At 67.2% G+C, this 12,609-nt stretch carries 15 protein-coding genes; 12 read left to right on the top strand and 3 right to left on the bottom strand.

Translation table 11 applies throughout. The features are described from left to right. Positions 1 to 32: 32 nt before the first annotated feature. Entirely contained in the window at positions 33 to 893 is an 861-nt protein-coding gene (locus tag I7X18_RS23640; RefSeq protein WP_193046390.1) for a type IV toxin-antitoxin system AbiEi family antitoxin domain-containing protein, read from the bottom strand. A gap of 99 nt (positions 894 to 992) precedes the next feature. Then, entirely contained in the window at positions 993 to 1,610 is a 618-nt protein-coding gene (locus tag I7X18_RS23635) for a hypothetical protein (RefSeq protein ID WP_193046389.1), read from the bottom strand. 31 nt (positions 1,611 to 1,641) lie between these two features. On the opposite strand from I7X18_RS23635, the gene I7X18_RS23630 reads away from it, so the two are divergent. The 5 genes from I7X18_RS23630 to I7X18_RS23610 are packed head-to-tail and all read left to right on the top strand — an operon-like array spanning position 1,642 to position 6,511. Continuing rightward, on the top strand, positions 1,642 to 2,535 hold the full coding sequence (locus tag I7X18_RS23630) for a phosphoribosylaminoimidazolesuccinocarboxamide synthase (RefSeq protein ID WP_193046388.1): 894 nt from the start codon (positions 1,642 to 1,644) through the stop codon (positions 2,533 to 2,535). Next, positions 2,532 to 4,637 (top strand): S9 family peptidase, encoded by a 2,106-nt coding sequence (locus I7X18_RS23625; protein ID WP_193046387.1) that lies wholly within the window; start codon positions 2,532 to 2,534, stop codon positions 4,635 to 4,637. Before I7X18_RS23630 ends, I7X18_RS23625 begins: the two co-directional genes overlap by 4 nt. Positions 4,638 to 4,672: 35 nt before the next feature. Further along, entirely contained in the window at positions 4,673 to 5,227 is a 555-nt protein-coding gene (locus I7X18_RS23620) for a TetR/AcrR family transcriptional regulator (protein ID WP_193046386.1), read from the top strand. A 22-nt stretch (positions 5,228 to 5,249) separates the two neighbouring features. Further along, entirely contained in the window at positions 5,250 to 5,747 is a 498-nt protein-coding gene (locus tag I7X18_RS23615) for a glutathione peroxidase (RefSeq protein ID WP_193046385.1), read from the top strand. A 59-nt stretch (positions 5,748 to 5,806) separates the two neighbouring features. Beyond that, positions 5,807 to 6,511, top strand: a complete 705-nt coding sequence (locus tag I7X18_RS23610) for a DUF2334 domain-containing protein (protein WP_193046384.1) — start codon at positions 5,807 to 5,809, stop codon at positions 6,509 to 6,511. 41 nt (positions 6,512 to 6,552) lie between these two features. Here the strand turns inward: I7X18_RS23610 and I7X18_RS23605 are convergent, their stop codons facing one another. Further along, positions 6,553 to 7,206: an MBL fold metallo-hydrolase gene (locus I7X18_RS23605; protein WP_193046383.1), complete on the bottom strand. Its 654-nt coding sequence runs from the start codon at positions 7,204 to 7,206 to the stop codon at positions 6,553 to 6,555. Positions 7,207 to 7,251: 45 nt separating this feature from the next. Between I7X18_RS23605 and I7X18_RS23600 the strand changes: the two genes are divergently transcribed. From I7X18_RS23600 to I7X18_RS23570, 7 genes are read left to right on the top strand one after another with little or no spacing between them, the layout of a single operon-like run. Then, on the top strand, positions 7,252 to 7,920 hold the full coding sequence (locus I7X18_RS23600) for an ATPase (RefSeq protein WP_193046382.1): 669 nt from the start codon (positions 7,252 to 7,254) through the stop codon (positions 7,918 to 7,920). Between the two features lie 36 nt (positions 7,921 to 7,956). Further along, positions 7,957 to 8,196, top strand: coding sequence for a phosphoribosylformylglycinamidine synthase subunit PurS (gene purS / locus I7X18_RS23595; RefSeq protein WP_193046381.1), 240 nt, complete (start codon positions 7,957 to 7,959; stop codon positions 8,194 to 8,196). Then, positions 8,193 to 8,867, top strand: a complete 675-nt coding sequence (gene purQ, locus I7X18_RS23590; protein WP_193046380.1) for a phosphoribosylformylglycinamidine synthase subunit PurQ — start codon at positions 8,193 to 8,195, stop codon at positions 8,865 to 8,867. Before purS ends, purQ begins: the two co-directional genes overlap by 4 nt. Before the next feature lie 43 nt (positions 8,868 to 8,910). Next, on the top strand, positions 8,911 to 9,195 hold the full coding sequence (locus tag I7X18_RS23585) for a type VII secretion target (protein WP_193046379.1): 285 nt from the start codon (positions 8,911 to 8,913) through the stop codon (positions 9,193 to 9,195). A 2-nt stretch (positions 9,196 to 9,197) separates the two neighbouring features. Continuing rightward, complete coding sequence (locus I7X18_RS23580; RefSeq protein ID WP_193046378.1) at positions 9,198 to 10,538, top strand: hypothetical protein; 1,341 nt, start codon at positions 9,198 to 9,200, stop codon at positions 10,536 to 10,538. Beyond that, positions 10,535 to 11,269, top strand: a complete 735-nt coding sequence (locus tag I7X18_RS23575) for a hypothetical protein (RefSeq protein WP_193046377.1) — start codon at positions 10,535 to 10,537, stop codon at positions 11,267 to 11,269. The genes I7X18_RS23580 and I7X18_RS23575 overlap by 4 nt, the downstream gene beginning before the upstream one ends. Continuing rightward, positions 11,269 to 12,609 (top strand): 9-bladed beta-propeller domain-containing protein, encoded by a 1,341-nt coding sequence (locus I7X18_RS23570; RefSeq protein ID WP_226863541.1) that lies wholly within the window; start codon positions 11,269 to 11,271, stop codon positions 12,607 to 12,609. Before I7X18_RS23575 ends, I7X18_RS23570 begins: the two co-directional genes overlap by 1 nt.

Below are 12,609 nucleotides of genomic sequence, written 5' to 3'. Positions count from 1 at the left end.
TCGGCGCGGATACGTGCGCCCACCAGCGTCGATCAGCGCGCCGAAATCGCGTAGCGGATCGTCGCGAGCACCCGGTCGGGGTACTCGGTGAGGTCCAGCCAGGTGAATCGCAGGACGTTCCAGCCGAGCAGTGAGATGGCGTTCTGCCGTTGGCGGTCGATCTGGAACACCTCGCTGTCGGTGTGGAATGCCCAGCCGTCGACCTCGATCGCGACCTTCGGTCCAAGGAACGCGACGTCCACCTTGTAGCCGCCGACGGGGTAGTTCGTCTTCCAGCCGGTCAACCCGGCCTCGCGTAGCAGCTTCACCAGTAACCGCTCAGCTTCCGACCGCGCTCCGTCCTGCGCCGCCCGCAACAGCCGGCGCGCGGCGGGCGAACCGTGCCTGCCCTTGTTTCGCAGGTGTGCCCGCCACAGCTGGGCCAGTTCGACGTGGCGCTGCAACGCGGTGTCCATCAGCTTCGAGCCGCCGCCGCGTCGCACCGCGGCCTCGACGACCGTCAGCGGCAGCGCGGTAATCCGCAGGCCGTTGCGCTCGACGATGTCGTGCGGGTCGAGGTCGCGGCGTCGTACGCGGATGCCGGGCCGCCGTGGGTGGTTGCTCACCCGAGGAACCGTGACCTCGACGATCTCCGGCGCGAACCGCGTGACGTCGTGCCACCACGCCGCAGCCAGGCCGCTGGCCGTCGCGCGCGGGCCGAACGCCCAGACGGCGGCTCGTACCCGGGCGGCGTCGGTGAACGGCCTGTCGTCGGCGAAGAACACTCCCGGCGAGCAACGGAGCCAGCGGCCGGAACGGACGCGCCGGTCGACGGCGTGCCGACTGAGCCCGCACTGCTGAGCCTGCGCGAGCGTGATCACGCCGTCGTGCCGGCGGAGATGGTCGTCGAGCATGTCTGAAAGGACGGAGTGTCCCGGCCGACGGTTCCCCGCCATGCGATTTGTGCACATTCACGAGCGGTGGGCGCTCCTGATCGTGCACAAATCGCAGGCTTACAAGTGGCGGGCGATGCCGGCGGCCCGCAGTTCCAGCACGGCCAGGCCGCGGATCGCCGCGATGTCCTGATTGCGCCACGCGCCGACCGGGTCGGCGTCGACGCTGACGAGTTTGGCCAGCGGCCGGTTGGCCAGCGCGCGCAGCGCCAACAACTGCTGGCCGGCGGGGGTGGCGGCCAGCGTGATCGCGGTCCACTTGCGCCGCACGAACCGCACGCGCAGGAACACCCACGGCATGGCGACCGCGAGGATCGGCGGGGACGCGACCGCGAGCGCCAGCACCCAGGCCAGCCACGAGGCGGTGGTGTCGAGGTTGTGGCCGGCGCTGGCGATGTCGAGGGCGGCCTCGCCCGCGGCGTTGAGCGGGCCGCGCAGGGCATTGCCGAGCAGCGGCACGTCGCCCGTCTGGTCGCCCGCCGACTCGAGGTTGTCGGCGATACCGTTCGCCCCGTCCTCGACCTGGCGCCCGACCTGCGCGATGGTCGCCACCGCAGAGTGCACGGCCATCCCGACGAAGACCCAGATCAACACCCATACGGCGATGACGATGTCGCTGATCAGCTGGCCGAGCAGTCGACCGGGGGTAGTGGCGTAGGGCACAAACCGCGAAGTCATGTGTGTAGATGGTGCCCGATAGGCTGGCCCGATGCGCCCCGCTCTGTCCGACTACCGCCATCTGGCCAGCGGCAAGGTTCGCGAGCTGTACCGCATCGACGAGGAGAATCTGCTGTTCGTCGCGACCGACCGCATCTCCGCGTACGACCACATCCTGTCGTCGCAGATCCCGGACAAGGGCCGCATCCTCACCGCGATGAGCGTGTTCTTCTTCGACCTCATCGACGCCCCCAATCACCTCGCCGGCCCGCCCGACGACGCGCGGATCCCCGAGGAGGTGCTCGGCCGCGCGTTGGTGGTGCGCCAGTTGGAGATGATGCCCGTCGAATGCGTGGCCCGCGGATACCTCACCGGCTCGGGGCTGATCGACTACCGCGAGACCGGCACCCTGTGCGGGTTGACGCTGCCGCCCGGGCTGACCGAGGCGAGCAAGTTCGCTGAACCGCTGTACACCCCGGCGTCCAAGGCCGAACTCGGCGCACACGACGAGAACATCAGCTACGACGACACCGTCGAGTTGGTCGGGGAAGACCGTGCCGGCCAGTTGCGTGAGCGCACGCTGCAGATCTACACCCAGGGCGCCGAACACGCGCTGACGAAGGGAATCATCATCGCGGACACCAAGTTCGAATTCGGCGTCGACCAGGCGGGGGAGCTGGTGCTCGCCGACGAGGTGTTCACTCCCGACTCGTCGCGGTATTGGTATGCCGACACCTACCGTGAGGGGGAGGTGCAGCCAAGCTACGACAAGCAGTTCGTGCGCAACTGGCTCACCGGACCTGACTCCGGCTGGGACCGCGCCACCGACCAGCCGCCGCCACCGCTTCCGCCGGAGATCGTCGACGCCACCCGGTCGCGTTACATCGAAGCCTACGAACGCATTTCAGGCCTGAGCTTCGACGCGTGGATCGGGAAGAGCGCATGACAGTGCTGCCACCGCAGGCCAAGCGCGTCGAACAGCGCCGCGAACACCACGGCGACGTGTTCCTCGACCATTACGAGTGGCTGCGCGACAAGTCCGATCCCGAGGTGATCGCCTACCTCGAGGCCGAGAACGCCTACACCGAGGAGCAGACGGCGGATCTGGCGCCGTTGCGGCAGAAGATCTTCGACGAGATCAAGGCCCGCACCAAGGAGACCGACCTGTCGGTGCCGACGCGGCGTGGGGACTGGTGGTACTACGGCCGCAGCTTCGAGGGTAAACAGTACGGCGTCCAATGCCGCTGCCGCGTCGGCGATCCCGGCGACTGGACGCCTCCGCAACTCGACGAGAACACCACGATTCCGGGTGAACAGGTGCTCCTCGACGAGAACGTCGAAGCCGAAGGCCACGAATACTTCGCGTTGGGAGCGGCCACCGTCAGCATCGACGGGAACATCCTGGCCTACTCCGTGGACACCGTCGGTGACGAGCGGTACACGTTGCGGTTCCGGGACCTGCGCACCGGTGAGCAGTACGACGACACGATCGTCGGTATCGGCGCGGGCGCCACCTGGGCCGCCGACAACCGGACCGTCTACTACAGCACCGTCGACGACGCCTGGCGGCCCGACACCGTATGGCGCCACCGGCTTGGCGCGGGGCTGCCCGCCGAGCGGGTGTACCACGAACCCGACGAGAAATACTGGCTGGGCGTCGGCCGTACCCGCAGCGACCAGTACCTGATCATCGCCGCGGGCAGCGCCGTCACCTCGGAGGTGCGTTATGCCGATGCCACTGATCCGCACGCGGAGTTCGCGGTGGTGTGGCCGCGCCGCGACGGGGTCGAGTACTCGGTCGAACACGCGGTGGTCGGCGGTGAGGACCGGTTCCTCATCATGCACAACGACGGCGCCGAGAACTTCACGCTGGTCGACGCCCCGGTGGCGGATCCGACCGCGGTCCAGACGCTCATCGAACACCGGGAGGACGTGCGGCTCGACGGGGTCGACGCGTTCGCCGCTCACCTGGTCCTGAGCTACCGCGAAGAGGCGCTGCCCAAGATCCAGCTGTGGCCACTGGGCGCCGACGGATCCTACGGCCGCGCCGAGGACATCACGTTCGACACCGAGCTGACCTCGGCGGGCCTGGGCGCCAACCCGAACTGGGATGCGCCCAAACTCCGCATCGGCGCAACGTCTTTCGTCACACCGGTGCGGATCTACGACCTCGACCTGGCGACGGGGGAGCGGACGCTGCTGCGTGAGCAGCCGGTGCTGGGCGGCTACCGTCCCGAGGATTACGTCGAACGGCGCGAGTGGGCCGTCGCACCGGACGGCGCACGGGTGCCCATCTCGATCGTCCACCGCACCGGCCTTCAGTTCCCGGCGCCGACGCTGCTGTACGGCTACGGCGCCTACGAATCGTGTGAGGATCCGCGGTTCTCGATCGCCCGGCTCTCGCTGCTGGACCGCGGCATGGTGTTCGCGGTCGCCCATGTCCGTGGGGGCGGTGAACTCGGCCGGCCCTGGTACGAGCACGGCAAGCTCCTGGAGAAGGGCAACACCTTCACCGACTTCATCGCCGTGGCACGGCATCTCATCGCCACCGACACCACCCGGCCGCAGAACCTGGTGGCGCTCGGCGGAAGCGCGGGCGGGTTGTTGATCGGCGCGGTCGCGAACCTGGCACCCGAACTCTTCGCCGGTTTCCTGGCACAGGTGCCGTTCGTGGATCCGTTGACCACGATCCTCGACCCGTCGTTACCGCTGACGGTCACGGAGTGGGATGAGTGGGGTAACCCGCTCGAGGACGAACTCGTCTACCACTATATGAAGTCCTACTCGCCCTACGAGAACGTCGTCGCCAAGGGGTACCCACCCATCCTGGCGATGACCTCGCTCAACGACACCCGGGTCTATTACGTCGAGCCAGCCAAATGGGTTGCCGCACTGCGTCACTCGAAGACCGACTCCAATCCGGTGCTACTCAAGACGGAGATGAGTGCCGGGCACGGCGGGATCAGCGGCCGCTACGAGCGATGGAAGGAAGCCGCCTTCCAGTACGCCTGGGTGCTGGCGACCGCGGATCCGGAGACCTACGGCTAACTAGTCACTGTCAAGACGCAGGTTAGAATGGCGGAGTGGCCAAGTCGAGCTACCACCACGGTGACCTGAGATCGGTGATCCTGGCGCAGGCGGCGGTGTTGGTCGCCGAGCGCGGTGCGGACGGCGTCTCGCTACGAGAACTGGCCCGTGCCGCCGGGGTATCGCATGCGGCGCCCGCCCACCACTTCACCGATCGCCGGGGGCTGTTCACCGCGCTGGCCGCCCAAGGGTGGCGAATGCTCGCCGAAGCACTGGCAACCGCCCGCCCGGATTTCCTCGACGCGGCCGGCGCCTACGTGCGCTTCGCGCTGGAACATCCCGGCCACTACGAGGTGATGTTCGACAAATCGCTGATCGAGGACGCGAATGCTGAACTGGGCGAAGCGAAAGCGGCGGCCGAGGCCGAGCTCAGACGAGGCGTCGCGACACTCACGGACGCCCGCTCCCGGTCCGACCCCGAGGGTGCCGCACTCGCCGCGTGGTCGCTGGTGCACGGCTTCATCATGCTGTGGCTCAACGACCTGATCGCCACCGAAGGCGATCCGCTCGCCCAGATCGAGCGGGCCGCGCAGATGCTGTTCGCCGGTTAGCGACGTGGGGTAGCGTCCGGGCATGACTGAGTCGTACCTGCTCGACATCGAGCTCAACACCCTCGACGGTAAATCGACCACGCTGAGGGAACTCGCCGACGGCGCCGCACTCGTGGTCAACGTCGCGTCGAAGTGCGGGCTCACCCCCCAGTACGGCGCGCTGGAGAAGCTGGCCCAGGACTACGGCGACCGCGGGCTGACGGTGATCGGTGTGCCGTGCAACCAGTTCATGGGACAGGAACCCGGCACGGCCGAGGAGATCCAGACGTTCTGCTCGACCACCTACGGGGTGACCTTCCCGTTGCTGGCCAAGGCCGACGTCAACGGCCCGGACCGCCACCCGCTCTACGCCGAGCTGACGCAGACGCCCGACGACAGCGGCGAGGCCGGCGACGTGCAGTGGAACTTCGAGAAGTTCCTGCTCGCGCCCGGCGGCGAGGTGGTCAACCGGTTCCGCCCGCGCACCGAACCCGACGCCCCCGAGGTCATCGCGGCCATCGAAGCGGTGCTGCCGAAATAGACAGCTGCCGTCGACGTGACGGCAACCGTGGCGACACCTCGGGTTGCCACACTTCGGGCGTGGCAGGACAACTGATCGTCTCCATCTCCCACGTCAGTGCGCGCACCCTCGGCGATGTCGCGGACTTCCGTGCCGACCTCGACGCCCGTGGCGTGCCGGTGTCCTTCCTGGTGGCCCCGCGCCTCAAGGGCGGCTACCGCCTCGAGCGCGACATCCCGACGGTCGAGTGGCTCCAGGAGCGGCGGACGGCCGGGGATGCGATCGTCCTGCACGGGTTCGACGAGGCCGCCACCAAGAAGCGGCGCAGCGAGTTCGCCTCGCTGGCCGCCCACGAGGCGAATCTGCGGCTGATGGGCGCGGACCGGGTGCTCGAACACCTCGGGCTGCGCACCCGGCTGTTCGCCGCGCCGGGGTGGACGGTGTCGCATGGGACGTCTATCGCATTGCCACGCAACGGGTTTCGTTTGCTTGCCGGCTTCGGCGGGGTGACCGATCTGGTTCGTCGGACCACGGAGCGGGCACGCGTGGTGGGCGTCGGCGCAGGATTCGTCGCCGAACCGTGGTGGTGCCGCACCGTGGTGCTCTCCGCCGAGCGGACCGCCCGCCGTGCCGGCATGGTCCGACTCGCGGTCTCCGCCAAGCAACTCGGCCGCCCCGGCCCACGCCACGCCGTACTGGACGCGATCGACCTCGCGTTGATGCATCAGTGCACACCGCACGTGTACCGGTGGGAATTGGGCCTGGCGCGTAGGGATGCCGCTTAGACCGCCGCCGTTCAGACCGCCGCCGTTCAGACCGCCGCCGCTTAGAACTCGGTGCCGTTCTCCTCGTCGAGGACCTGGAAGTCGGTGTCGGTCATCTCGCTCAAGCGACCGTAGTAGATTCCGCGAGCGCTCGGATCGATGATGCCCTGGTGGATCGGTACCGCGTGGGCGGGTGCGACGGCCCGCAGATAGTCCACCGCTTCGGAGATCTTCATCCAGGGCGCGGCCGCGGGTGTCGCCAGCACGTCGACGGGTTCCCCCGGTTCGTACAGGGCGTCGCCGGGGTGCATCAGCCTGGCCGGGTGGTCGCCGTCGCCGAGCAGGTACGAGATGTTGTCGATCTCGGGCAGTTCCGGGTGGATGATCGCGTGGTGGCCGCCGACGCCGCGCACGCTCAGGTGTCCGACAGTGAACGCGTCGCCGGCGTGCACTGCCCGCCACGTGCCGCCGAGCTGCTGCGCGGACTGCGGATCGCAGTACAGAGCGGCCTGCGGATTGGACTCGAGCAGGGCCGGTAGGCGGCTGGTGTCCGCGTGGTCGGGATGTTGATGGGTGATCAGGATCGCCGACAGCCCGGTGACGCCTTCGAATCCGTGCGAAAAAGTGCCCGGATCGAACAAAACCGTCGTATCGGTCCCGGAACCGTCGGGAAAGCTCGCGAGTAAGCACGAATGGCCGAAATGAGTCAATTGCATGGCTATATTCTGGCGCTCAGGCGGGGGCCGTGGGTGGGGGTTCGGATGCGGTTACTTGTGGCGGCGGTGCTGGCCAGCTGCGGGGTGGCGTTGATCACCCCGGTTTCGGCTCCGGCCAACCCACTCGACTGTCCACCGAACTGCGACCGGATTCCCCGGTCGGCATGGATCGCGCCGCCCTCGATACCGCTGTACGACGTGTACCGCTGGCCGGAATTGTCGACGCTGTCGGTCACCGCGGTCACTCCGCTGTTCCGATTCGAGGAGATGTGCGCCACGCCGGCGGCGGCCGTCGACGACCCACGCACCTGGGCGGTCGCGTCCCGGGCGTCCATCACCTCGCCGGACCGGCAGTGGCACCTGCAGGCCCAGGTCATCCACTGGCGCGGGGAGACCTGGCGCGGCGGCGAGCTGGCGACCGCGGTGTTCGACGAGGCGGTCACCGCGCTGCGGAACTGCCAGCTCAGCGCCCCGTCCACCTCGCCGTCGGTGACCGCCGCCGAACCCACACGGATGGCGGCCGTGCTGAGCGCACCCGACCGTACGGTGCTGCACCAGTACCTCGTCGCCGACACGCGCAACAGCACGATCACCGAGCTGGCGCTGTGGTCCACGGCACAACCGTCGGTGCTCTGGCGTCCCGTTGCGGACGCCGCTGTGCTCGACGCGCTGGCCGCGCCACTCTGTACCGCGTACATCGGCTCATGCCGGTAACCGGCAAGGTGCCGCGGCACCGGTAAAGTCATCGCCGTGGCGAAGGTGGTGGTGCACGTGATGCCCAAGGCGGAGATCCTCGACCCCCAGGGTCAGGCGATCGTCGGCGCGTTGGGACGTCTCGGTGTGACGGGTGTCTCAGATGTCCGGCAAGGCAAACGATTCGAGTTGGAGATCGACGGCGACGTCACGGACGAGACGGTGGCCGAAATCGCCGAATCCCTCCTGGCCAACACCGTCATCGAGGACTGGTCCGTGTCCAGGGGTGACGCATGAGCGCACGGGTGGGAGTGATCACGTTCCCGGGAACACTCGATGACATCGACGCCGCACGCGCAGTGCGGCTCGCCGGTGCCGAGCCGGTCAGCCTGTGGCATGCCGACGCCGACCTCAAGGGTGTGGACGCCGTCGTGGTGCCGGGCGGTTTCTCCTACGGTGACTACCTGCGCGCGGGCGCCATTGCGAAGTTCGCGCCCGTCATGGGTGAGGTCATCCGCTCGGCCGAGCAGGGCATGCCGGTGCTCGGCATCTGCAACGGGTTCCAGGTGCTGTGCGAATCCGGCCTGCTGCCGGGGGCGCTGACCCGAAACATCGGGCTGCACTTCATCTGCCGCGACACGTGGCTGCAGGTCGCCTCGAACACCTCGGCGTGGACCACGCGCTACGAGAACGGCGCCGACCTCCTCATCCCGCTGAAGTCGGGGGAGGGCCGCTACGTCGCGAGCGAGAAGGTGCTCGACGAACTCGAGGGTGAGGGCCGGGTGGTCTTCCGCTACCGCGAGAACCTCAACGGGTCCATGCGCGACATCGCGGGGATCAGTTCGGCCAACGGCCGCGTCGTCGGCCTGATGCCGCACCCCGAACATGCGACAGAGGCGCTCACCGGACCGTCCGACGACGGGCTCGGCCTGTTCCTGTCGGCGCTCGACGCGGTGCTCACGGTCTGAATTCGTGCGCTGAGCCGGTTCGGACCGGTGTTAGGTTCGAGCGGTGTTGGTCGATCCCGAGGTGCTGCGCGCCTTTGCTGCGCAGGTAGATGCGGCCGCGACCGCGATCAGCGGGTTGAATGTCGGCAATCTCGCGCCTTCTGCGGCGGACGGGCTGCCCGGCTCGTCTACGCAGTGGGCGGCCCGGGAGGTCGGCCACCACCTCGGGTTGGCGGCAAGCGACATCGTCACGGACGTCCAGGCGATGGGCGTCGCGGTCCGCGGGGCAGGCGATTGCTACGAAGTCGAGGACGCCGGCTTGGCAGGCACCTTCGACCAGCTGTTCTGACAGTGCTGCCCTCACGTTCACGGCTCAAGAGCTGGAGCCCCGAGTCGCTGGCGGCGGCCGCATCGACGATCGCGGCTTCCGGCGAATCGATCTACAACTCAGTCGTCAACCTCGACGACCGCATCGACCGGATGCCCGAGTCGCGGGGCTGGGCCGGGCAGGGCCACGACGCTGCCACCCGGATGTTCACCCGGGCGACCGAGCGGTCGTCGAGTCTCAAGAATTACACCGATGCATTCGCTCGAGCTTTGCGTACCGGAAGTGCGTCGATCGGCAGCGCCCGGACCACCCTGCTCGCCAAGGCAGACGAGATCGACGCAGGCCCGCTGAACGTCACGGATCAGTGGGTCGTGATGATCGACCCTGCGGAGATGTCCGCGGAGCAGGCGGCAGAGCTCCAGAAGCTGGCCGAGGCAGCACAAGCCGAAGTGAATGGAATGCTGAACGCGGTCGGCGAAAGCGACGACCGAACTGCGCAGCAACTCATCGTGGCAAGGGGCGAGGGCCTGAGCTTCGAGAATCTCGAATACGGGCCGCCCGGCCCGGTGCCCGCCCCACCACCGGATGACGTTCCCGATCCCTCAACGCCGGACGGAAAGCAGTTCCAGGAGATGGCGCGCGACCAGGACCTGGCGACCACGGTGCGCGACGTCAGCGAGTCGACCGACCGAGACGGCAACCTGGTCACGACCTACAGAATGCTCGACGGCAGTACACAGGTCGCGACCGAGTACATCGATCAGGGATTGCCCAGTCAACAGATGTATGCCGCAGGGACTCTCAAGGTGGTGCACACCGACAAGAACGGGAACTTCGTCTCAGAGACCATGACCACGCCCCGGGAGGATGGTGGCAAGCTCACCGAGGTGTGGTACGCCGGTGGGACGAAGATCGACATCTCACAGAATCCGGATGGCACGCAGTCCGGCGGTTGCACCACCCCTGACGGAAAGCACTCCGCCCTGCCGGATTCGTTCTTTCAAGATCCCATCCCTACGTTGGCCGGCGGTGCGCTGTCTGGACTGGAGGTGCAGGCGGGTAAGGGCATTCAGGGGCTGAGTGCCCCGGTTCTCGACGGACTCAAGGCCGGCGCCAAGTGGGGTGGTCCGGCGATGGGCATTGCTCAAGCCGTCCTCGGCGTCTATACGGCCAATACGGTGTACGAGCAGTGTGTCGCCACGTGGTCGGGTGGTGTCGGCTTCGCCGGCGGCATCGCGACCTCCGTCGCCGTCGGAGCCATTCCGGGCGTTGGTCCCTTCGCGGCGATGGGCGCCAACGTCGCCGGCGGCTTCGCGTTCGGCTATGTCGGGAAATTGATCGGCAACGTGGTGTGTGGACCATGAAATCGCCGATCGCTGTCGCCTTCCTCTGCATTGTCTTCGCACCTTTCGGGATCTTCTGCCTTACCTGGACTCTTCGCTTCGTGATGCGAGGCGAATACCTTTCCGCCGTGGTGGCCCTGGGGTTCGCCGTCTTCACGCTCGGACTGGTTGCCATGTTGTTGAGCGTCGCGTCGCGAAAGGTGGCACCTCGCGTGACCTACGATGACGGAGCCGTCATGGTGCGCCCGGACAAAAAAGTGGACGGTTCGCTAATGGCGTCGACCGTTGGGGCATACGTCGCCATGGCCGTCTATGCGGTCTTCGCCCCGCTTGCCATGCTCGACGTCGATGTGCCGAGCGGAAATCAGCGCTACTTCGTCTTCATATGCGCTGCAGGTCTATTCGTCGGCGTTCTCAGCTTGAGGCAGATCATCTGGCGGCGTGGAACCAGCTACCTACGGCTCACCGTTGACGGCGTCGAGACAGGGAACACGATGACCTCCGTGAAGCGACCGTGGGAGGAGATCGCGGACATCGCCGACAGGGCGAAGAAGGAGGACCGGCCAACCGGAACCACATACATCGTCGGAGATGACGGTCGCATGCGGGAGTTGCCGACGGACTGGTACACGCCCGGGGGAGGTGACCTGAGGGAGTTCTTGCGTTTCTACTGGCAGCATCCCGAGCATCGCAGTGAATTGACCGACGGCAGCGCAGCGGCACGGCTCCGCTCTCAGGCGCGGGGTGCCTGATGACGACGAAGGGTGACCGCCCGTTGTGGCTCAAGGCATGGTCGATTCTCGGGGTCATCTTGCTTGCGCTCGTCGGCTGTGCCGGCACCACAGAAGGTGCTCCGCAGGCACCGTCCCTACCGAAGCTGCCACAGCAGGTTCTGCTCTCCGCATCGATGCGCCAGGAACCGGTGCCAGGATGGACGGTCACTGTCGACAATCTCGGGCTCCCGGCTGGCACTGTCGTCCGTCCGGTGGGGAACATCGGTGACCGCGGCATCTTCCTCGGTATCACCGACGAGGATTGGTGGCTGCTCGGTATCGACGTCACCAGCGGAGAACGATCGTTCGGTCCGTTACAACTCGGATCAGCCGGTGACGCAACAGATTTCAACTGCTACGTCAACGGTCCACCCAGGGTGCTCTGCGTCCGGCAAGGGCCTGATCCCAGCGCGCCGTCGACTGCATGGGTTGTCGACACGTCGGCGGGCAAGCTGACCTACGATGGGCCGACCGATCTACGCGTGGCGATGACGCAGGGTCACCCGCGTCTCGAGCAGGTCGGTGACTACGCGGTAGCGGCCGTCACCGGTGAGGGTGTGCACGGGGTGGGGGCACGCGCCGAGGTGACCTGGTTCGTGCCCGGCGACGGCATACTGCCCACCCAGTTCACCCGTCCGGGACGGGACACTGCTCCCTCGACGCTCGCCGTACAGGGCAGTGGCAAGGTCGCCGATGTCGTGTTCTCGGTCGTCGACGGACAGGTCGTCGATCCAGCGGTGTCGCATGGTGTTCAGTTGGGGCGCGCTGTCGTCTACCCCGGCGGCTTCGGATACGAATTCGTCCCAGCGGACGACTTCACCAAGGACCAAGTGGCATTCTTCGACGACACGGGCAGTAAGCTCGCGGAGCCGTCAGTGCACGGAAAGCTCGACAGCGGGTCCGTCGACATTCCGATGATCGCCGCCGAGAGAAGTCGTGTAGTCATCACTCTTGATGGCCGTCGACTGCTCGAACTGCCGCCGTCGAAGCCGGCCACGAGCGCCCGCCTGATCGGATCCTGGTTCTATCTGGCTGCCGACCCGGAGAACCGGGTCTGGCAGCAATTCGATCTCGACACCGGCGACGCCGGAAAGACGTGTGAAGGTGAGGGCCTCGGCGCGTACTACCTCGCGTCCGACGGCGAAGTGGCTGTCGCGCTCGGCGACCGCTCACCCGCCCAGGGCGTGGACCTGGCGACTTGTGAAGTCCTGTGGTCGATCCCGGGCTCCGCGCCGAATGAAGCCAAAGAGGTGTGGAAGGTGAACACCACGTTGGTCCAGCGCACCAATGACAGGCTCTTCTCGCTGGTTGCGCCCTGA

The organism is Mycolicibacterium baixiangningiae (assembly GCF_016313185.1).
GTDB lineage: Bacteria > Actinomycetota > Actinomycetes > Mycobacteriales > Mycobacteriaceae > Mycobacterium > Mycobacterium baixiangningiae.
The sequence above is the reverse complement of the archived record's forward strand: the minus strand, read 5'-3'. Positions and strand labels throughout refer to the sequence as shown.

Excerpts from the sequence above, each read along its gene's own strand:
- I7X18_RS23640 (WP_193046390.1), bottom strand. The coding sequence starts at position 893 with ATGCTCGACGACCATCTCCGCCGGCACGACGGCGTGATCACGCTCGCG.
- I7X18_RS23635 (WP_193046389.1), bottom strand. The coding sequence starts at position 1,610 with ATGACTTCGCGGTTTGTGCCCTACGCCACTACCCCCGGTCGACTGCTC.
- I7X18_RS23630 (WP_193046388.1), top strand. The coding sequence starts at position 1,642 with ATGCGCCCCGCTCTGTCCGACTACCGCCATCTGGCCAGCGGCAAGGTT.
- I7X18_RS23625 (WP_193046387.1), top strand. The coding sequence starts at position 2,532 with ATGACAGTGCTGCCACCGCAGGCCAAGCGCGTCGAACAGCGCCGCGAA.
- I7X18_RS23615 (WP_193046385.1), top strand. The coding sequence starts at position 5,250 with ATGACTGAGTCGTACCTGCTCGACATCGAGCTCAACACCCTCGACGGT.
- I7X18_RS23605 (WP_193046383.1), bottom strand. The coding sequence starts at position 7,206 with ATGCAATTGACTCATTTCGGCCATTCGTGCTTACTCGCGAGCTTTCCC.
- I7X18_RS23600 (WP_193046382.1), top strand. The coding sequence starts at position 7,252 with ATGCGGTTACTTGTGGCGGCGGTGCTGGCCAGCTGCGGGGTGGCGTTG.
- purQ (WP_193046380.1), top strand. The coding sequence starts at position 8,193 with ATGAGCGCACGGGTGGGAGTGATCACGTTCCCGGGAACACTCGATGAC.
- I7X18_RS23575 (WP_193046377.1), top strand. The coding sequence starts at position 10,535 with ATGAAATCGCCGATCGCTGTCGCCTTCCTCTGCATTGTCTTCGCACCT.
- I7X18_RS23570 (WP_226863541.1), top strand. The coding sequence starts at position 11,269 with ATGACGACGAAGGGTGACCGCCCGTTGTGGCTCAAGGCATGGTCGATT.